Origin of the sequence: Paenibacillus sp. BIHB 4019 (assembly GCF_002741035.1) — a bacterium.
Lineage (GTDB): Bacteria > Bacillota > Bacilli > Paenibacillales > Paenibacillaceae > Pristimantibacillus.
The window spans coordinates 1810885-1830000 of record NZ_CP016808.1 but is presented as its reverse complement, the minus strand read 5'-3'; the positions used below and the strand labels follow the sequence as shown (position 1 = coordinate 1830000).

Here is a 19116-nt window from a genome sequence, read left to right as displayed (position 1 = left end):
AAGCAAAGAACGAAACATCCTTTAGCGAGAAATATCGCAGGAAGGCAATGAAAAGGTCTTGACCTTGATTTGTCCCAACTGCTAGCGAAAGTATGATCGAATTAGATGGACTTTTGGTAGTTCTTCTCGATATCAGGCAGGTAACTGTATGAGGAGAGTGGAACGGACAACGGCCGGCTAATCGAGCATACTGTAGCGACTGGTTAAGCTAATAAGAGCGCACGGAGGATGCCTAGGCACTAGGAGCCGAAGAAGGACGTGGCGAACAACGATACTGCCTCGGGGAGCCGTAAGCAGGCTTTGATCCGGGGATTTCCGAATGGGGAAACCCAGCTGTCGTAATGGACAGTTACTTCTAACTGAATACATAGGTTAGAGTGAGGCATACCAGGGGAACTGAAACATCTAAGTACCCTGAGGAAGAGAAAACAAAAGTGATTCCGTCAGTAGCGGCGAGCGAACGCGGATTAGCCCAAACCAAGGAGCTTGCTCCTTGGGGTTGTAGGACGTCTCACATGGAGTTACAAAGGTGTGTGTTAGGCGAAGAGGTCTGGAAAGGCCCGCTATAAGAGGTAAAAGCCCTGTAGCCAAAAGCACACACTCTCCGAGACGGATCCTGAGTACGGCGGGACACGAGAAACCCCGTCGGAATCCGGCAGGACCATCTGCCAAGGCTAAATACTCCCTAGTGACCGATAGTGAAGCAGTACCGTGAGGGAAAGGTGAAAAGCACCGCGGAAGCGGAGTGAAAAAGAACCTGAAACCGTGCGCTTACAAAAAGTCAGAGCCCGATCTATGGGTGATGGCGTGCCTTTTGTAGAATGAACCGGCGAGTTACGTTCACGTGCAAGGTTAAGTCGGGAAGACGGAGCCGCAGCGAAAGCGAGTCTGAATAGGGCGAATAAGTACGTGGTCGTAGACCCGAAACCGTGTGATCTACCCCTGTCCAGGGTGAAGGTGCGGTAACACGCACTGGAGGCCCGAACCCACGCACGTTGAAAAGTGCGGGGATGAGGTGGGGGTAGCGGAGAAATTCCAATCGAACTCGGAGATAGCTGGTTCTCCCCGAAATAGCTTTAGGGCTAGCCTCGAGGTATGAACGTCGTGGAGGTAGAGCACTGATTGGGTGCGGGGCCCGCCAAGGGTTACCAAGTCTAGTCAAACTCCGAATGCCATAGACGTGCTTCTCGGGAGTCAGACAGTGAGTGCTAAGATCCATTGTCAAGAGGGAAACAGCCCAGATCATCAGCTAAGGTCCCCAAGTGTGTGTTAAGTGGGAAAGGATGTGGAGTTGCAAAGACAACCAGGATGTTGGCTTAGAAGCAGCCACCATTTAAAGAGTGCGTAATAGCTCACTGGTCGAGTGACTCTGCGCCGAAAATGTAACGGGGCTAAACACACCACCGAAGCTATGACATGTACCGTAAGGTACTTGGGTAGGGGAGCGTTGAATATAGGTTGAAGGTATACCGTAAGGAGTGCTGGACTGTATTCAAGTGAGAATGCCGGTATGAGTAACGAAAAGACAAGTGAGAATCTTGTCCGCCGAAAGCCTAAGGGTTCCTGAGGAAGGCTCGTCCACTCAGGGTAAGTCGGGACCTAACGCGAGGCCGAAAGGCGTAGTGGAAGGACAACAGGTTCAAATTCCTGTACCACCGTAAACCGTTATGAGCAATGGGATGACGCAGAAGGGCAGTGACGCGGACTGATGGAATAGTCCGTCCAAGCAGTGAGGCTGATGAGTAGGCAAATCCGCTCATCGTAAGGCTGGGCTGTGATGGGGAGCGAAAATTACAGTAGCGAAGGTCATGTACTCCGGCTGCCGAGAAAAGTCTCTAGCCAGGTGAAGGTGCCCGTACCGCAAACCGACACAGGTAGGCGAGCAGAGCATGCTAAGGCGCGCGGAAGAACTCTCGTTAAGGAACTCGGCAAAATGACCCCGTAACTTCGGGAGAAGGGGTACCTCGGTAGGGTGAATAGCCCGAGGGGGTCGCAGTGAAAAGGCCCAAGCGACTGTTTAGCAAAAACACAGGTCTGTGCGAAGCCGTAAGGCGAAGTATACGGGCTGACGCCTGCCCGGTGCTGGAAGGTTAAGGGGAGCGGTTAGGAGCAATCCGAAGCTGTGAACCGAAGCCCCAGTAAACGGCGGCCGTAACTATAACGGTCCTAAGGTAGCGAAATTCCTTGTCAGGTAAATTCTGACCCGCACGAATGGCGTAACGACTTGGGCGCTGTCTCAACGAGAGATCCGGTGAAATTTTAATACCTGTGAAGATGCAGGTTACCCGCGACAAGACGGAAAGACCCCATGGAGCTTTACTGTAACTTGATATTGAACTTTGGTACGATCTGTACAGGATAGGTGGGAGCCATTGAAGCATGAGCGCCAGCTTGTGTGGAGGCGACGTTGGGATACCACCCTGATCGTATCGGAGTTCTAACCTAGGACCATGAAACTGGTTCGGGGACCGTGTCAGGTGGACAGTTTGACTGGGGCGGTCGCCTCCTAAAATGTAACGGAGGCGCCCAAAGGTTCCCTCAGAATGGTTGGAAATCATTCGGAGAGTGCAAAGGCATAAGGGAGCTTGACTGCGAGACCTACAAGTCGAGCAGGGACGAAAGTCGGGCTTAGTGATCCGGTGGTACCGAATGGAAGGGCCATCGCTCAACGGATAAAAGCTACCCTGGGGATAACAGGCTTATCTCCCCCAAGAGTCCACATCGACGGGGAGGTTTGGCACCTCGATGTCGGCTCATCGCATCCTGGGGCTGAAGTAGGTCCCAAGGGTTGGGCTGTTCGCCCATTAAAGCGGTACGCGAGCTGGGTTCAGAACGTCGTGAGACAGTTCGGTCCCTATCTGTCGCGGGCGCAGGAAATTTGAGAGGAGCTGTCCTTAGTACGAGAGGACCGGGATGGACGTACCGCTGGTGTACCAGTTGTTCCGCCAGGAGCACCGCTGGGTAGCCAAGTACGGACGGGATAAGCGCTGAAAGCATCTAAGCGCGAAGCCCCCCTCAAGATGAGATTTCCCAATTAGTAAGACCCCTTGAAGACGACGAGGTTGATAGGTTCGGGGTGGAAGCGCAGCAATGCGTGCAGCTGACGAATACTAATCGGTCGAGGGCTTATCCTAAACAACACGCTAACGTTTCATGACTTGTCTTTCGCATCCAGTTTTCAGCGTGCAATTCACGTTGATATTGCAGTACATCCCGAGGTACGCAATGTAAGTTATCGGGAAAATGTGGCGGTGTAGCTCAGCTGGCTAGAGCGTACGGTTCATACCCGTGAGGTCGGGGGTTCGATCCCCTTCGCCGCTACCATATTTTCGGAGGCTTAGCTCAGCTGGGAGAGCATCTGCCTTACAAGCAGAGGGTCGGGGGTTCGATCCCCTCAGCCTCCACCATATATGTTTTACAATGACGCGGGGTGGAGCAGCCCGGTAGCTCGTCGGGCTCATAACCCGAAGGCCGCAGGTTCAAATCCTGCCCCCGCAACCAATTTTTAAGCAATAATTTATGGAGCTGTGGTGTAGAGGCCTAACATGCCTGCCTGTCACGCAGGAGACCGCGAGTTCGAATCTCGTCAGCTCCGCCATTTTCTTTTCGTTATACGGCTCGGTAGCTCAGTCGGTAGAGCAGAGGACTGAAAATCCTCGTGTCGGCGGTTCGATTCCGTCCCGAGCCACCATTTTTATGGAGGGCTAGCGAAGTGGCTAAACGCGGCAGACTGTAAATCTGTTCCTTCGGGTTCGGTGGTTCGAATCCATCGCCCTCCACCATTTCTTTCACATCGAGAGTCATTAGCTCAGCTGGTAGAGCACCTGACTTTTAATCAGGGTGTCGTAGGTTCGAATCCTACATGACTCACCATTTTTTTAAAAGCTAATTTACAGAAGATAATCTGTGAATTTTTTTTGTTTATATGAGAATAAAAGGCTAGGTCATGGTGATTACACCTGTACCTAGCCTTTTTTGTATGAATTTTATTAGGAGCGAAGCTTTAATTCAGCCTGTAGTTCAGTTAGAGAGGCGTCGAGTCGAAGCTTTAATTCATCATTCAGCTCAAACCCGGCAGATCCATCTTCCAATTGCACACGGGCGATTTGAGAGTCTACCGCATAGACGCCGCTGGCAAAATGCTTGGCCCCCATAGATGCAAGCACAGGCTTCAGGGAGTAATCAATAGATAGCAGATGGGCCAGTGACCCTCCAATGAAAAATGGCGTAATGATTTTCCCTTCCAAGCCCTTTTGCGGCAATAGATCAAGGAAGGTTTTAAGAACACCAGTGAATGAGGCTTTATAGACTGGACTTGCGATAATAACGGCACCCGCATTTTCAACCAAGGCTGTTGCTTCCTTAATGGCTGGACTGTCGAAACGGGCGTTAATCAGATTTTCCGCTGGCAGCGAAGCGACTGTAATATGGCTGACCTTTACATTTTGGCTGTTGAGCTGCTGTTCGATATATTGGGTAATGCCGGTTAGACGGGAACCAGGATTAGGGCTGCCCGAAATGATGACAATCGTTGACATGAAAATCGCTCCTCTGTTGTATATATATTTATTCCGATAAGATAACTTTGTTTAATCTTAACATTGCAATCTTTTCGGCGTCAATGACATTTACGAAAACGGTTCATGATTTTTTGCTCATTAGGGAACAATAGGCGGAAACAAGCTGATTAGCGATGCAAAGGGGTCCGTCTAAGATGTTCTATGGGTTGGCGGCTTTTATAAGTTTGGCGATTGTAAGTGTAATGGTTCCGATTGTAAGAAGGCTCGCCTTGCAATATGGTATTATGGATCGGCCGAATGCGCGAAAAATTCATCGGCAGCCGATTCCCTTGCTCGGTGGCATAGCGATTTATGTGGCGTGTACGGTTACGATTATTGCATTTCAGGGGATGACGTCATTAAGCTGGACGATTGCGGCAGGGGGCGCGGTGCTTGTTACCATCGGTTTATTAGATGATAAAGCAAAAGCGGAGGGAAGGGATTTTCCTGTCTGGCCCAGAGTACTTGTTTATGGTGTGGTGTCTACGCTGCCGCTGTGGTTCCATATTCAAATCGCAGGGGTGACAAACCCTGCTTCGGGGATGTTCTTTTTTCTCCCGCATTGGGTAGCTTGGCTTGGGACGTCGATCTGGATATTCGCTCTTATCAACATGATTAATTTCATGGATGGGGTTGATGGGCTGGCATCTGGCGTATGCGTGTTATCGGCAATAACGCTGTTTATTACTGCGCTGGTCAAAGGACAAGCTGAGACGGCGATTTTAGCGGCGATTGTAGGCGGGGCATGCCTAGGCTTTCTGCTGTTTAATTTTTATCCGGCAAGGATTTTTATGGGAGATGCGGGAGCCACATTTCTTGGCTATACGCTTGCTGTTGTAGCAGTAGACGGGGCTTTCAAGAAGGCAACCTTCATTACCGTGCTTGTTCCGTTACTGGCGCTGGGTTTGCCTATTATGGATACTTCCATTGTCATGCTGCGGCGGCTCGCTCGCGGCAAAGGACTTCACCATGCGGACAAACTGCATACGCATCATGCCCTGATGAAATGGGGATTAAACCAGGTGCAAACCGTATCTTTTCTATATTTAATTGCGGCTTTGTTCTCTATGCTGTCGATCATCCTTTTGCTGGTCATGGGCTGAATTCCCTCCTCCAATATGTTACAATGACGAGAAAAAGCGTTCATTCGTGAGGCTTGCGATAGGAGATAGCAGAAAATGAGCACGACAGAATGGTTGAAACCGCTGGAGCGCATTTTGGACTGTCCAGTTCGTCTAGTAAAAATGCAATTGTCCGAATGGAATGATATAGCAGAGAAAAATCACTACCTGCAGGCGGAGGAGCATGGGCGCAGCTTAGCTTTGGAAGGACAACGCGTCCAACGCGAGGATAAGATGTGGGTAGCCGTCAGAGTAGACGAGCATGAAATAGAGGTTTTGGAAATAGAGGGCAGCCGCTTTGAGGAGAGCACGCTGGATTTACTGAGCCTAATGCTGCGCTGGAATGAAACAAGGCCGGCACACGATAAAGCGGCTGGCAAGCTGACAGAAAGCGAGAAAACAGCTCGCAGCATCGGCGAGTGGATTCAGGAGCAGTTCGAATCAGGCGAGCCGGGGCAATCGATGCCGGATCACTTGACCGCGGGTGGCAAGCTGTTCGCGGATATGATTCCTTTTTTATTAGTAACGGAATATTCAAATACGAAGCAAGCAGCGTACGTGGAGCTGGAGAAGCTGCTTCGTTCCTTTCTCGCCGAGGAAATTTTATTAATACCGCTTCGGGAGCAGGAATGGCTTATTTGGGGTCCGGTATCGCTGCTTAAGGAAGCGGATTCAGAGGTGTTTGATGACGATGATGAAGAGTCGGTGGAGGATAATCTGGCTTCCATCTGTCTGGGGCTGCATGAGATGCTTGCCAGCGAGTGGATTGGCGAATGCCATCTGGCGGTGTCCCATCCGATTAGACCGGCGAAGGGCATCGTAGAGACGACGGCTGCGCTGCGCGAAACGATTAATTTGGGGCGGAAATTCCATGTTGGAAGCAATATTCATTTTCCATGGAATTTGCAACTGGAGCGCCTGCTGAATAGTATACCGGAGAGCCAGCGGGCCCGATATTTGGAGCAATCGCTAAAACGTACGGAGCTTTTCGTAGAGGCAGAAATGCTCGCAACACTCGAAACCTTCTTCTCACTGGACTGTAATGTAAGCGAAACCGCGAAGAAGCTTTATATCCACCGCAATACGTTATTGTACCGTTTGGACAAGCTAAAACAGGAGACGGGGCTGGATGTACGACAGTTTCGGGATGCCGTCTTAGTCAAAATTATATTGCTATTGTACAAAGTTACGAAAAGACATTAGTTTTTTTGTAAAGTTTGTGCATAGTCATCTGACTGCATGTGGGATAAGATAGTCCTATAAGAAAATTTCTTTTAGGGGGAAATTCACATGGCAGGCGTACGTTTAGAAGGCATTTACAAAAAATACCCGGGTTCTGATAAAGCATCGGTAACTGACGTTAACTTAGATATCAAGGACAAAGAATTTCTAGTGCTTGTAGGTCCATCCGGTTGTGGTAAATCGACAACTCTTCGTATGATTGCAGGTCTTGAAGAAATTTCCGAAGGTAAATTGTTTATTGGCGAGCGTCTTGTTAATGACGTAGCTCCTAAAGATCGCGATATCGCAATGGTATTCCAATCTTACGCTCTTTACCCGCATATGAACGTATACCAAAACATGGCTTTTGGTTTGAAACTTCGTAAATTCAAAAAAGCAGACATCGACAAACGCGTTCGTGAAGCTGCTAAAATTCTAGATATCGAGCATTTGCTTGACCGTAAACCGAAAGCTCTTTCCGGTGGTCAACGTCAACGTGTCGCTCTTGGTCGTGCGATCGTTCGTGAGCCGCAAGTATTCTTGATGGATGAGCCGCTTTCCAACTTGGATGCGAAACTTCGTGGTCAAATGCGTGCTGAAATTTCCAAGCTGACTAAACGTCTTGAAACAACAACAATCTATGTAACGCATGACCAAATCGAAGCTATGACGATGGGTGATCGCATTGTTGTTATGAAAGATGGCTTTATTCAACAAACAGCTTCTCCAGAAGTGCTTTACAACCACCCAGTTAACATTTTCGTTGCTGGCTTCATCGGTGCTCCTTCCATGAACTTCATTAAAGGTGCATTGACGGATCAAGGCGGTACTGTTCGCTTCAAATCGACTGGCGTAGATGTAGTTGTGCCTGAAGGCAAAGCTGCTACACTTCGTTCCAAAGGCTACATCGGCAAAGATGTGATCTTGGGTATTCGTCCAGAAGATCTTCATGAAGAGCCAGTATTCCTGGAAGCTTCGCCTAACACGATCGTTAACGCTTCGATCGAAGTTGCAGAGAACCTGGGTCACGAAATGTACCTGTACCTGAACGGTATTGGCACAGACACAGTTATCGCACGTGTAGACGGACGTTCCGCTCTGCGTGATGGACTGACAGTTAAACTTGCTCTGGACATGAACAAAGTTCACCTGTTCGACACAGAGTCCGAGCTTAACATTTTCGAAAACTAATTGCTAAAGCCATTATAGATTTCATAAGAGAGCTGTTGGATTCGTCCAACAGCTCTTTGTTATTCCACTGGGAATAAATATGTGAATCTTATCATGCAATTGAACGTCAATTTGAGCGTCAGAAAGCGGGAAGACATTGCTTTCGGCGCTTTTTTCCTATACGATGAAGTCAATGGTAATTAGCTTACATACGCTGTTGTGATATAAGGAGGCCATGCTATGCCTAAGAAAGTGAAAGTATCAGAATTAGTGCAGCATTTTTCGTTGGAAATCATATCGGGTGAGGAAGGCCTGAAGCGTGCGATTACGGTTGATGACCTGTATCGTCCGGGGCTTGAAATGGCCGGATACTTTGATTATTTTCCGAGTGAGCGGGTACAGCTGTTAGGGAAAACGGAAATTACGTTTCTCAGCACGCTGACATCAGAGGAGCGCAGGCTGCGTATGGAGCGTCTGTGCCATTCAGACACGCCTTGTATTATTTTGACCCGTGGACTAGAACCGCCGGATGAGCTGATTGCTTATTCGAATAAAACAAATATTCCTGTGCTTGGCAGCCATGTGGCAACTACGATTTTGACGAGCCGGATTACGGATTTTCTGGAGAAAAAGCTTGCGCCTACCGCAACTATTCATGGTGTTCTGGTAGACGTATATGGGGTGGGCATGCTCATCACTGGCGGCAGCGGTATTGGCAAGAGCGAAACTGCGCTTGAGCTTGTAAAGCGCGGGCATCGCCTCGTTGCCGATGATGCGGTTGAGATTAGACAGACGTCTGACAGCCAGCTTCACGGCACAGCACCGGAATTGATCCGTCATTTGCTGGAGATTCGCGGCTTGGGCATTATTAATGTAATGACGCTGTTTGGCGCGGGTGCCGTTCGTACACAGAAGCGGATTACGTTAGTCATCAAGCTTGAGAATTGGCAGCAGGATAAGCAATATGACCGTCTGGGACTGGATGAAGAGAAGACGCGGATCATTGATACCGATGTGCCGCTTGTAACTGTGCCTGTAAGGCCGGGACGCAACCTTGCAGTTATTATTGAGGTGGCGGCTATGAACTTCAGATTGAAGCGGATGGGCTATAATGCTGCGCTGCAGTTTACTAATAAGCTGACGGAAACGATTGCTGAAGATGCGGATGATTACGATTGATATAAAGGAGCTAATAAAAGATGCTTACATCGCTAATTGACCCGATTGCTTTTTCACTGGGTCCCCTAACTGTACGTTGGTACGGCATTATTCTCGGCACAGCTGCCTTGGTAGGCTTGCTGCTGGCGATACAAGAGGGCAAACGCTTTGGTATTAAGCCGGATTTCTTTATGGATATGCTGCTGCTTGGCGTTCCTTCTGCCGTGATTTGTGCCCGGATTTATTATGTTGCCTTCAAATGGGAAGATTATAAAGCGAACCCGCTCGACGTGTTTAAAATTTGGGAAGGCGGCATAGCCATTTATGGCGCGCTGATCGGTGCCTTTCTATGCGGGTTCTTCTACTTCCGTTATAAGGGCTACAGCTTCTTGAGACTCGCCGATGTGTGCGTTCCAGGGCTGCTTGCCGGCCAAATGATTGGCCGTTGGGGCAACTTTATGAATCAGGAGGCATATGGCGGTCCGGTAGAGGAAAGCTTCCTTCGTGATACGCTTCACCTGCCTAATTTTATTGTGAATCAAATGAACGTGAATGGCGTCTTCCATCACCCGGCCTTTTTGTACGAATCGCTGTGGAGCCTTGTAGGTATCCTTCTGCTTTGCGTACTGCGCCGTCAACGCTTCCTGCGTGCGGGCGAATTGCTGGCGAGCTATTTCATCTGGTATTCCCTCGGCCGCTTCTACATTGAAATGGTGCGTACAGACAGCCTGGCCTTCCATGGCCCTAATTGGCTCGTGAACCTTGTTGACGCTCTTTGGTCGCCAATGACGATTTTGTTCCAGCCTGGTTACTTGGACCCGGCTTACGGCAATCTGAGAATTTCACAGCTGCTTGCGCTTCTGCTTATTGTTGGCGCCATTGCGTTTATCGTTATTCGCCGCAAAACAGGAGCTGCCAAAGAGCATTATTCCGATCCAATCGTCTCCACGAAGGTGGAGCATGCGGCTATTGCCACGGATGATGTTCCAAAAGCGTAACGGCGGAAGTTAAATGGACATAAGACGAGCTATTGCCTTCTTGAAGGCAGTAGCCGTTATGTTTTTGTAAGACTTTTTGTAAGGCTTATAGAGAAGTTTTAAAGCGGATTTAGGAGGAGACAGATGTGCTAGGCAACATAAAAACGATGCTGTTTGATTTGGATGGTACCATTATCGATACGAATGAACTGATTATCCGCTCGTTTCTGGATGCGCTGAAAGGTGTCGTTCCGGCGGATTTCTCCAGAGAGCATATTATTCCAAGCATGGGACAGCCTTTGACGATGCAAATGCAGCAGTTTTCGGGGCTGGAGGATGTTACGCATCTGGTAGCGGCTTATCGCGAAGTAAACCTTCGCCTGCATGATGAATACGTGAAGCCTTTCGACTATGTTGTAGAGGTCATTAAAAATTTGCATGAACAAGGTATCCAGATTGGGATTGTAACGACGAAAATGCGTCTGACGACAGAACGAGGCTTGAAATATGTCGGCTTGAGCGACTATATCGACACGATCGTGACCATCGATGATGTCACAAATCCGAAGCCGCATCCAGAGCCTGTCAGCATGGCTATTGCTGCGCTTGGTGCAGATCCGGCGACGACATTGATGCTGGGCGACAGCTCGGTCGATATTTTATCCGCTGAGGCGGCTGGCGCTTTGCCTGTTGGTGTGGCCTGGTCGATGAAGGGAGCACAGCTGCTTAGAGATTCTGGTGCCCAGTATGTCATTGATGATATGCGGGAGCTGTACGCTTTCGCAGGATTGGAGCGGAGATAATTTGCGTAATGTCGAACGTTATCCGGTAGAGGGACCTAATGCGCTCTGGCAGGTCTATCGCACGGTCAGCCGCTTTAAGGCGGTTCGAAATTTCATATTCATTCAGCTGGCCCGTTATTGTCCGATTTTGCCGGTCAAAAATATAATCTACCGCCGTGTGCTCGGCATGAAGGTCGGTCAGCATACCGCTTTCGCGTTAATGGTGATGGTGGATGTTTTTTTTCCGGAACGGATTGAGGTTGGGGATAATACGATTATCGGATACAACACGACGATTCTTACGCATGAATATTTAATTCGCGAATACCGGCTTGGAGATGTGAAAATAGGGGCGAACGTCATGATTGGCGCCAATACGACGATTTTACCGGGCGTAACGATTGGCGATCATGCGGTTGTAGCCGCTGGCTCAGTTGTTTACAAGGATGTGCCAGCCCATGCTTTCGTTGGCGGGAATCCGATTCGGGATATTGGAAAGGGGAACCGCTCAGCGGATCACAGCTAAATCTGGTAATGCTGCACGAATGAAGCTGGTGCCCATAATGAGCATCAGCTTTATTTATGTTGAGATGCTGAGAGAAGCGCTTTTCGTCTTAGCAGCACTTCTCCTCTACCTTGGCAGCTTCATTTTGAATCGTAATCGTTGAGGAGCCGGACAAGGAAAGCTCTAATCTTGACGGAGTAGAAGCTTCATGTTACCATAACGACTAGGTTCTTTATTTTGGCAGATCGCTAATATGGCAACGCGTTAACATACTAAAGTAAATTGTGGGTGAAAATAGATGTCCAAACCAAAAGTATTTGAGAAACCGATTGGTGTTAAAGATTATCTTCCAGAAGCTGTTGCAAAGCTTCGCCGAATTGAGCATGCCGCTCTTGCCTGCATGCAGGGCTGGGGCTATGAGCAAATCATTACGCCAACTATGGAATATTACGACACTGTAGGGGTAGCAAGCTCTACCTCTGATCAAAAGCTGTTCAAGCTGCTCAACAACCGTGGAACTACGCTCGTGCTGCGTTCGGATATGACAGCACCTATTGCGCGTGTAGTGTCCTCGCTATTGAAGGAGTCTCCATTCCCGCTGCGATTGTCGTACCATGCGAATGTGTATCGTGCAATTGAAGAGGAAGCGGGCCGAGAGGCTGAATTTTTCCAGACGGGCGTAGAGCTTGTTGGCGATGCTTCGGCTGATGCGGATGCAGAGGTTGTGGCGCTCGCTATAGCCTCCTTGAAGGCAGCCGGTGTAAAACGGTTCAAGATCGCTATTGGCCATGTCGGCTTCCTGAACGGGCTGTTCGAGGAATCGCTGTCTGGACGCAAGGAAGAGCAGGAGCAGCTTAAAGCGTGCCTGCTGGGACGCGATTATGTCGGCTACCGCGAGCAATTGCGCCAGCTGTCGCTGGAGGAGCCTGTAAAGCGCGAGCTGGAAGGGATTTTAAGGCTGCGCGGCGGCCAGGAAGTATGCAAGCAGGCGCTTGAATTAAGCGCGGATGAGACGGCACAGGCATCTATCCAGCATTTATGCGAGATGTGGGACGTGCTCGACGCTTACGGACTGAGCGAGCATGTGCTGATCGATCTGACGATGATCGGCGATTTCTCCTATTATACAGGCATGACCTTTGAAGGTTATGCGGCGGATCTTGGATTCCCTGTAGTGAGCGGCGGAAGATACGACAATTTGCTAGCCCAATTCGGCCGCCCGGCGCCAGCAACAGGCTTCGCGCTGAAGACGACGCGGATACTCGAAGTGCTCGGCAATGAAGATGAACCAGCGAAAGCTGAGCGCGTGCTGATTGGCTACGATGAGACGGAGCGCAAAGCGGCGCTGGCAATCGCGCAGCAGCTCAGAGGCCAAGGAGCGACGGTTGTGACAGAGCGTATCGGGCAAGAAGAGGCAGCGGAGCTGGCGAAGAACACGTCGGGACGGTTTATTTTCAAAGGCGTGGAATATGTGGAGTTTCTACTATTTACCGAAGGTATGGACGAAATGCTTGGAGGGGATAGCAAGTGAGCGGAGCAGGCAGAGAGATTTTGAAGGTAGCTATGCCGAAAGGCCGGATTTACAAGCAGGCATCGAAGCTGTTTCGCGAAGCGGGACTGCCGATTCCAAGCGATTTTGACGATACGCGCAAGCTGATCATTGAGCTGCCGGAAGCAGGCATGGAGTTTATTATGGCAAAGCCTGTAGACGTGCCTACTTATGTGGAATATGGCGTCGCAGATATTGGAATCGTCGGCAAGGATGTGCTGATGGAGGAAAATAAAGATGTATACGAGCTGCTGGATCTTGGCATCGCCAAGTGCCGGATGTCGGTAATCGGGCTGCCCGATTGGAAGCCGGTAATAAATCCGCGGGTAGCGACGAAATATCCGAATGTGGCTTCGCAATATTTTCGCGAGTTGGGGCAGCAGGTAGAAGTGATCAAGCTGAACGGCTCAATAGAGCTTGCGCCACTTATCGGCCTCGCTGACCGCATTGTCGACATGGTCGAGACGGGACAGACGCTGCGCGAAAATGGCCTGGTCGAGATGGAGTCCATCTTCGGCATTACGAGCCGCTTGATTGCGAACCGCGTCAGCTACCGGATGAAAAACGAGGCGATTCAAAGCCTCTGCGATAGATTGCAGGAAACGCTTGGCGCAAAGCTCTAGAATTGCGGGAACGACTGCATTAAGGTAGATGGAGCAGGGAGTTAAAAGCAGGAAAGAGCGATAATAGAAAGACAGAGCAGAGCCATAAAGCAAAGCAGAGCAGTAAAAGCAAAGCAGAACAGAGCAGTAAAAGCAGAACAGAGCCATAAAGCAAATGGAACAGAGCCTGAAAGGAAAGGGGTTGGCGATTGTGAGAATTATGCGAGCGGAGCAGTTCGGTTTGAAGCGCGAGGTGGAGTACGGATCGCCGGAGCAAAATGAAGTAGTGCGGACGATTATTGCAGATGTCCGCAAAGAAGGAGATGCCGCTTTGCTGCGTTACACGGCAAAGCTGGACAGGGCTGAGCTGACGGCAGCGGAGCTGCGCGTGACGCAGGCGGAAATTGATGCGGCGTATGAGCAGGTAGACGCCGCTTTTCTGACAGCGATCCGCGAGGCCGCTGTCAACATCAGGTCTTTCCACGAGAAGCAGAAGCGCAACTCGTGGATGGATTTGCAGCCGGACGGGACGCTGCTCGGGCAAATTTTGCGCCCGCTGAAGCGGGTCGGCGTCTATGTGCCCGGAGGCAAGGCGGCGTATCCGTCGTCCGTGCTCATGAATGTCATTCCGGCCCAGGTAGCTGGCGTGCCGGAAATCGTCATGGTCACGCCGCCGTCAACTGGCGGACGGGACGGCATTGATCCAGGCATTCTCGTTGCTGCTGCTGAAGCAGGGGTCAAGGAGATGTACCGCGTAGGCGGAGCGCAGGCGATTGCCGCACTCGCCCATGGGACGGAAACGATCGCGCCCGTTGATAAAATTTGCGGGCCGGGCAATATTTATATCGCCCTGGCGAAGCGCGAAGTATTTGGCGCTGTCGATATCGACAGCATCGCAGGTCCTAGCGAAATCGTCGTGCTTGCCGACGAATCGGCTGATCCGGCTTATATCGCCGCTGATCTGCTGTCGCAGGCGGAGCATGACGAGATGGCATCGTCCATCCTCGTTACGCCTTCGGAGCAGCTCGCCAGCGCTGTAGCCGCTGAAGTGGAGCGCCAGCTCGCTACGCTGCCGCGCCAAGCAATCGCGCGGGCTTCTATCGACAGCTACGGCGCCGTACTCATGGTCGACTCGCTGGAAGCGGGCATCGATGTCGTGAACAAGCTGGCGCCTGAGCATCTGGAGGTGCTGACAGCCGATCCAATGAGGCTGCTCGGCTTGATCGAAAACGCCGGGGCAATCTTCCTCGGCCCTTACAGCTCGGAGCCGGTTGGCGATTATTTCGCTGGACCGAACCACATTATCCCGACGAATGGAACGGCGAGATTTTCCTCTCCGGTCAACGTGGATGATTTTCTAAAAAAATCAAGCTTGATTTACTATAGCAAGGAAGCGCTGCTCGCAAATGGCGACAAAATTATGACGCTGGCCCGGCAGGAAGGGCTTGAAGCCCATGCGCGGGCGATTCAAATCCGTTTGGAGCGCGAAGGGCGCTAAAGCGCAAGGCTAGATAAGCAACAGCCAAAGCAAATAAAGCAAACAAGGCGAACAAAGCAAACATTTATTTTACGGGAAGAAAGAAGGAATCGGTAATGGCGGAATTGACAGGACGCGTATCGGAAGTAGCTCGCAAAACAAATGAAACAGACATCAAGCTGGCGTTTTCGGTAGACGGAAGCGGAACGGCCAACATTGAGACGGATGTGCCTTTCCTGAACCATATGCTGGATTTGTTCACAAAGCACGGCCAGTTCGACCTGACGGTTGATGCCAAAGGCGATATTGAAATCGATGACCACCACACGGTGGAGGATATCGGCATTTGCCTCGGGCAAACGCTGCGTGAAGCACTTGGCGACAAGCGCGGCATCAAGCGTTACGCGAGCGTATTCGTGCCGATGGATGAGGCGCTGGCACAGGTTATTATCGATGTGAGCAACCGCCCGCATTTCGAATACCGTGCGGAGTATCCTTCAAGCCAAGTAGGCAGCTTCTCTGTGGAGCTGGTACACGAATTTCTATGGAAGCTGGCGCTGGAAGCGCGCATTACGCTGCATGTTATCGTACATTACGGCCAGAATACGCATCATATGATTGAAGCGGTATTCAAGGCGCTTGGCCGGGCGCTGGATGAAGCGACGAGCATTGATCCTCGCGTACAAGGAGTGCCTTCGACGAAAGGAGTGCTGTAGCATGATTGCAATCATCGATTACGGCATGGGCAATCTTCACAGCGTTAGCAAGGCGGTTGAGCGTCTTGGCTATGCTGCGGTTGTAACGGCTGATCCGCAGGAGATTTTGGCGGCGGATGGCGCGATTTTGCCAGGTGTCGGCGCCTTCGGTGATGCGATGAGCAATTTGCGCGAGACGAAGCTGGATGAGGTCGTGAAGCAATTTGCCGCCTCCGGCAAGCCGCTGCTCGGCATTTGCCTCGGCATGCAGCTGTTGTTCAGCGCGAGCGAGGAGTACGGCGATAATGAGGGCCTCGGCTTGCTGCCAGGCAAGGTCATCCGTTTCCAAGGCGATTACAAAATTCCGCATATGGGCTGGAACAAACTTAGCTTTGAGCAGGAGCAAAGCCCGCTGTTTGCGGGTTTGGAAGAGGGCCATGTATATTTCGTCCACTCCTTCCATGCGAAGCCGGAGCAAGGCAGCGATCTGCTGGCTACGACCGATTATTATCAACAGGTAACGGCAATCGTTGGGCGCGACCAAGTATACGGCATGCAGTTCCACCCGGAAAAAAGCGGCGAGCTGGGCATGCAGCTGCTTGGCAATTTCCTCGCATTGACCGGCAGCAGCAAGGCTTAGCCTAGCCCCGCCGGCTACATCACGGGAAGTCGCTTAACAGCACCATGTATCTATCGAACGACAACGTTATTTTTTCACAAGCGTAAACGGCTGTCGCCGTCCTCTGGCGGTAAATCTAACGTTTCGCGATGAAATATAAGCGGAGTATAAGGGTGAAGCTTATATATTCTTATATTTTAAAAAATGAATATCTACAGGCTGTCGCAGGCGAAGCCATAGATGAGTCTAATATAAGGAGCGTGCAAAATGCTGGCAAAACGCATTATTCCATGTCTCGATGTCAAAGACGGCCGCGTCGTTAAAGGCGTAAATTTCGTTAACTTGCGCGATGCCGGCGATCCGGTCGAGCTGGCGTCTACCTATGACCGCGAGGGAGCGGATGAGCTCGTATTTCTCGATATTTCCGCCTCGGTTGAAGGCCGGGCGACGATGATCGAGGTCGTCAAACGCACGGCAGGCGAAATTACGATTCCGTTCACGGTTGGCGGCGGCATCTCGCATGTCGACGACATGAAGCGGCTGCTGCGCGCAGGCGCAGACAAGATCGGCATTAATACGGCCGCAGTCAAAAATCCTTCGCTCGTACGCGACGGCTCGCGCAAATTCGGTTCCCAGTGCATCGTTGTCGCGATAGACGCGAAATTTAACGAAGCGTGGGGCGAGTGGGAAGTATATACGCACGGCGGCCGCCAGGCGACAGGCATTAAAGCGTTGGAGTGGGCTTGTGAGGTGGAAAAGCTTGGCGCTGGCGAGATTTTGCTGACGAGCATGGATGCCGACGGAACGAAGGATGGCTTTGATCTTCCGCTGACCTCTGCTGTATCAGGCAAGCTGGGCATTCCGGTTATTGCTTCGGGCGGGGCAGGCCGAATTGAGCATTTCAGCGATGTTTTCGATCAGGGCAAGGCGGACGCTGCGCTGGCGGCGACGATTTTTCACTACAAAGAAATGACGATTCGCGAAGTGAAGGATGATTTGCGGCAGAAGGGCGTGGAAGTTAGATGACAGACTGGATAAAACAGATTAAGTGGAGCGAGGACGGCCTTGTGCCAGCGATCGTGCAGGATGTGCAAAGCAAGGAAGTACTGATGCTCGCTTATATGAACGAGGATTCGCTTAAGCTTTCGGTGGAGACGGGTTCGACCTGGTTCTGGAGCCGCTCGCGCAGCGAGCTGTGGAACAAGGGCGCAACGAGCGGCCATACGCAGCGTATTGAGTCCTTATCCTATGACTGTGACGGCGACACGCTGCTGGTACGCGTTCATCAAGTTGGCCCAGCTTGCCATACGGGAAGCTATAGCTGCTTTTTCAATGATATCGAGCTGGCGAATAAAGCTATGGAGGCCAATTCCGGCGTAGATTCCGCGTCAACTGGGGCAGCTGCAGCTGAAGTTGGCCAAGGCGGAGATCGCTTTGCGATTTTGGGCAGCCTGGAAAGCGTCATTGCCGAGCGCCATGCGGAGCGTCCAGAAGGTGCGTATACGACATATTTATTCGATAAAGGCATCGATAAAATTCTTAAAAAAGTTGGCGAGGAAGCAACCGAAGCGATTATCGCGGCGAAAAATCAAGACAACGACGAGCTGCGTTCTGAAGCGAGCGACTTGATTTTCCACCTGCTGGTGCTGCTCAGAGAGCGGGGCTTGCCACTGGATGATGTGATGCAGGAGCTTGTGCAGCGCCACGGCAAACCAGCCAGCAATAATGCAATGAAACGCGAGCAGTCCAAAGCCTAGCCAGGCGGATTGCCGCGTTTTGCGGTTTTAATTCATAGGATTAAAAAAGGAAAGGCAGGGCTGCCTTATGCTTATCGATTACCATACCCATCATGTTCGCTGCGGGCATGCAGTGGGCACGCTTGAGGAATACGTACAGAAGGGCATTGAACTGGGGCTTGACCAGCTCGGCTTGTCCGACCATTTGCCGCTTATTCATGTCGATCCGGCGACGTATTATCCAGAGATGGCCATGCCAATGGAGGAGCTGCCGCGTTATGTCGAGGAGTGTTTGACGCTCAAGGAGAAGTACAAACATCAAATCGACATACGCGTCGGGCTGGAAGGCGATTATATCGAGGGTTACGAGCGGCAAATCGAGGATATCATTAAAGCGTATCCGTTCGATTATGTCATTGGCTCGGTGCATTTTCTCGGCGAGTGGGATATTACCGATTTTCGCCAGACGCATGGCTGGGAAGGCAAAAACCGGCTGGCGGTATATGAGCAGTATTATGATGCGGTACAGAAGGCGGCGGCAACCGGGCTTTATGATTTTATCGGGCATATCGATGTAATCAAGCGTTTTGGCTTTAAGCCGGAGGAAGATGTAACGCATTTGGAAAATGCAGCGCTCGAAGCCGTCAAGCGGCATGGCGTTGCGATTGAATTGAATGCCTCGGGCTTGCGGACACCAGCGGAGGAAATGTTCCCGAGCCGCAGAATGCTGGAATATGCGCTTAAGCTGGGCATTCCAATTACGGTTGGCTCGGATGCGCATCAGCCAGAAAGACTGGCACAATACCTCGATCAAGCGCGTCTGATGTTGAAAGAAGTCGGTTTTTCGCAGCTCGCGACCTTTGATCGTCGAAAATTAGTCAGTATTGATTTTTGAATTATTAGCAATTCGATGTATAATGGTATTGACCAAGCGCAAACGGGCTG

15 protein-coding genes, 7 tRNA genes, 1 rRNA gene and 2 pseudogenes are annotated in these 19116 nt (G+C 50.8%); 23 read left to right on the top strand and 2 right to left on the bottom strand.

The window, feature by feature from the left end; translation table 11 throughout:
- The first annotated feature begins 201 nt into the window (after positions 1 to 201).
- From BBD42_RS07705 to BBD42_RS07670, 8 genes are all read left to right on the top strand, one after another.
- Positions 202 to 3134 (top strand): 23S ribosomal RNA (locus BBD42_RS07705).
- 113 nt (positions 3135 to 3247) lie between these two features.
- Positions 3248 to 3324 (top strand) — tRNA-Met (locus BBD42_RS07700).
- Positions 3325 to 3331: 7 nt separating this feature from the next.
- A tRNA-Val gene (locus tag BBD42_RS07695) sits at positions 3332 to 3407 on the top strand.
- A 17-nt stretch (positions 3408 to 3424) separates the two neighbouring features.
- Positions 3425 to 3501: transfer RNA gene (locus BBD42_RS07690), tRNA-Met, on the top strand.
- A 20-nt stretch (positions 3502 to 3521) separates the two neighbouring features.
- Positions 3522 to 3598: transfer RNA gene (locus BBD42_RS07685), tRNA-Asp, on the top strand.
- Between the two features lie 17 nt (positions 3599 to 3615).
- Positions 3616 to 3691 (top strand) — tRNA-Phe (locus BBD42_RS07680).
- A 7-nt stretch (positions 3692 to 3698) separates the two neighbouring features.
- Positions 3699 to 3782, top strand: a tRNA-Tyr gene (locus BBD42_RS07675).
- A 15-nt stretch (positions 3783 to 3797) separates the two neighbouring features.
- Positions 3798 to 3873 (top strand) — tRNA-Lys (locus BBD42_RS07670).
- 116 nt (positions 3874 to 3989) lie between these two features.
- Here BBD42_RS07670 and ssuE read toward each other — a convergent pair.
- On the bottom strand, positions 3990 to 4538 hold the full coding sequence (gene ssuE / locus BBD42_RS07665; protein ID WP_099517697.1) for an NADPH-dependent FMN reductase: 549 nt from the start codon (positions 4536 to 4538) through the stop codon (positions 3990 to 3992).
- A 176-nt stretch (positions 4539 to 4714) separates the two neighbouring features.
- On the opposite strand from ssuE, the gene BBD42_RS07660 reads away from it, so the two are divergent.
- The 5 genes and pseudogenes from BBD42_RS07660 to lgt form a co-directional block, all read left to right on the top strand.
- Positions 4715 to 5662: an MraY family glycosyltransferase gene (locus BBD42_RS07660; protein WP_099517696.1), complete on the top strand. Its 948-nt coding sequence runs from the start codon at positions 4715 to 4717 to the stop codon at positions 5660 to 5662.
- 75 nt (positions 5663 to 5737) lie between these two features.
- Positions 5738 to 6883 carry a PucR family transcriptional regulator gene (locus BBD42_RS07655; RefSeq protein WP_099517695.1) on the top strand — a complete coding sequence of 382 codons (1146 nt, stop codon included), beginning with the start codon at positions 5738 to 5740 and terminating at the stop codon, positions 6881 to 6883.
- An 87-nt stretch (positions 6884 to 6970) separates the two neighbouring features.
- Entirely contained in the window at positions 6971 to 8092 is a 1122-nt protein-coding gene (locus BBD42_RS07650; protein WP_056032549.1) for an ABC transporter ATP-binding protein, read from the top strand.
- 219 nt (positions 8093 to 8311) lie between these two features.
- The gene (hprK, locus tag BBD42_RS07645; protein WP_056032546.1) at positions 8312 to 9250 is read left to right on the top strand and encodes an HPr(Ser) kinase/phosphatase; all 939 of its coding nucleotides are present in this window, start codon (positions 8312 to 8314) and stop codon (positions 9248 to 9250) included.
- 20 nt (positions 9251 to 9270) lie between these two features.
- A pseudogene (lgt, locus tag BBD42_RS07640) lies at positions 9271 to 10182 on the top strand (prolipoprotein diacylglyceryl transferase); the annotation flags it as partial.
- On the opposite strand, the pseudogene BBD42_RS32820 reads toward lgt, so the two are convergent.
- A pseudogene (locus BBD42_RS32820) lies at positions 10155 to 10217 on the bottom strand (hypothetical protein); the annotation flags it as partial. The pseudogenes lgt and BBD42_RS32820 sit on opposite strands and share 28 nt — an antisense overlap.
- Before the next feature lie 135 nt (positions 10218 to 10352).
- On the opposite strand from BBD42_RS32820, the gene ppaX reads away from it, so the two are divergent.
- The 10 genes from ppaX to hisJ all read left to right on the top strand — a co-directional run bounded on the left by ppaX (position 10353) and on the right by hisJ (position 19066).
- On the top strand, positions 10353 to 11009 hold the full coding sequence (gene ppaX, locus BBD42_RS07635; protein WP_237163411.1) for a pyrophosphatase PpaX: 657 nt from the start codon (positions 10353 to 10355) through the stop codon (positions 11007 to 11009).
- A 1-nt stretch (position 11010) separates the two neighbouring features.
- A complete protein-coding gene (locus tag BBD42_RS07630) occupies positions 11011 to 11514 on the top strand; it encodes an acyltransferase (RefSeq protein WP_150131526.1) in 504 nt (167 codons plus the stop codon).
- 277 nt (positions 11515 to 11791) lie between these two features.
- Positions 11792 to 13024: an ATP phosphoribosyltransferase regulatory subunit gene (locus tag BBD42_RS07625; RefSeq protein ID WP_099517692.1), complete on the top strand. Its 1233-nt coding sequence runs from the start codon at positions 11792 to 11794 to the stop codon at positions 13022 to 13024.
- 32 nt (positions 13025 to 13056) lie between these two features.
- Positions 13057 to 13665: an ATP phosphoribosyltransferase gene (hisG, locus tag BBD42_RS07620; RefSeq protein WP_046234141.1), complete on the top strand. Its 609-nt coding sequence runs from the start codon at positions 13057 to 13059 to the stop codon at positions 13663 to 13665.
- Between the two features lie 199 nt (positions 13666 to 13864).
- The gene (gene hisD, locus BBD42_RS07615; RefSeq protein ID WP_481855967.1) at positions 13865 to 15142 is read left to right on the top strand and encodes a histidinol dehydrogenase; all 1278 of its coding nucleotides are present in this window, start codon (positions 13865 to 13867) and stop codon (positions 15140 to 15142) included.
- A 95-nt stretch (positions 15143 to 15237) separates the two neighbouring features.
- Complete coding sequence (hisB, locus tag BBD42_RS07610) at positions 15238 to 15837, top strand: imidazoleglycerol-phosphate dehydratase HisB (protein ID WP_099517691.1); 600 nt, start codon at positions 15238 to 15240, stop codon at positions 15835 to 15837.
- 1 nt (position 15838) lies between these two features.
- On the top strand, positions 15839 to 16456 hold the full coding sequence (hisH, locus tag BBD42_RS07605; RefSeq protein WP_099517690.1) for an imidazole glycerol phosphate synthase subunit HisH: 618 nt from the start codon (positions 15839 to 15841) through the stop codon (positions 16454 to 16456).
- 246 nt (positions 16457 to 16702) lie between these two features.
- Positions 16703 to 17461, top strand: a complete 759-nt coding sequence (hisF, locus tag BBD42_RS07600; protein WP_099517689.1) for an imidazole glycerol phosphate synthase subunit HisF — start codon at positions 16703 to 16705, stop codon at positions 17459 to 17461.
- Positions 17458 to 18192, top strand: a complete 735-nt coding sequence (hisIE, locus tag BBD42_RS07595; RefSeq protein WP_099517688.1) for a bifunctional phosphoribosyl-AMP cyclohydrolase/phosphoribosyl-ATP diphosphatase HisIE — start codon at positions 17458 to 17460, stop codon at positions 18190 to 18192. Before hisF ends, hisIE begins: the two co-directional genes overlap by 4 nt.
- A gap of 67 nt (positions 18193 to 18259) precedes the next feature.
- Entirely contained in the window at positions 18260 to 19066 is an 807-nt protein-coding gene (gene hisJ, locus BBD42_RS07590) for a histidinol-phosphatase HisJ (RefSeq protein WP_056032522.1), read from the top strand.
- Positions 19067 to 19116 lie beyond the last annotated feature (50 nt).

What these genes read in the sequence shown, in the direction of transcription:
- BBD42_RS07660 (WP_099517696.1), top strand. Translation starts at nt 4,715, where the DNA reads ATGTTCTATGGGTTGGCGGCTTTTATAAGTTTGGCGATTGTAAGTGTA.
- hprK (WP_056032546.1), top strand. Translation starts at nt 8,312, where the DNA reads ATGCCTAAGAAAGTGAAAGTATCAGAATTAGTGCAGCATTTTTCGTTG.
- hisH (WP_099517690.1), top strand. Translation starts at nt 15,839, where the DNA reads ATGATTGCAATCATCGATTACGGCATGGGCAATCTTCACAGCGTTAGC.
- ssuE (WP_099517697.1), bottom strand. Translation starts at nt 4,538, where the DNA reads ATGTCAACGATTGTCATCATTTCGGGCAGCCCTAATCCTGGTTCCCGT.
- hisJ (WP_056032522.1), top strand. Translation starts at nt 18,260, where the DNA reads ATGCTTATCGATTACCATACCCATCATGTTCGCTGCGGGCATGCAGTG.
- hisG (WP_046234141.1), top strand. Translation starts at nt 13,057, where the DNA reads ATGCCGAAAGGCCGGATTTACAAGCAGGCATCGAAGCTGTTTCGCGAA.
- hisB (WP_099517691.1), top strand. Translation starts at nt 15,238, where the DNA reads ATGGCGGAATTGACAGGACGCGTATCGGAAGTAGCTCGCAAAACAAAT.
- hisF (WP_099517689.1), top strand. Translation starts at nt 16,703, where the DNA reads ATGCTGGCAAAACGCATTATTCCATGTCTCGATGTCAAAGACGGCCGC.
- BBD42_RS07625 (WP_099517692.1), top strand. Translation starts at nt 11,792, where the DNA reads ATGTCCAAACCAAAAGTATTTGAGAAACCGATTGGTGTTAAAGATTAT.
- BBD42_RS07655 (WP_099517695.1), top strand. Translation starts at nt 5,738, where the DNA reads ATGAGCACGACAGAATGGTTGAAACCGCTGGAGCGCATTTTGGACTGT.
- hisIE (WP_099517688.1), top strand. Translation starts at nt 17,458, where the DNA reads ATGACAGACTGGATAAAACAGATTAAGTGGAGCGAGGACGGCCTTGTG.
- hisD (WP_481855967.1), top strand. Translation starts at nt 13,865, where the DNA reads ATGCGAGCGGAGCAGTTCGGTTTGAAGCGCGAGGTGGAGTACGGATCG.
- BBD42_RS07650 (WP_056032549.1), top strand. Translation starts at nt 6,971, where the DNA reads ATGGCAGGCGTACGTTTAGAAGGCATTTACAAAAAATACCCGGGTTCT.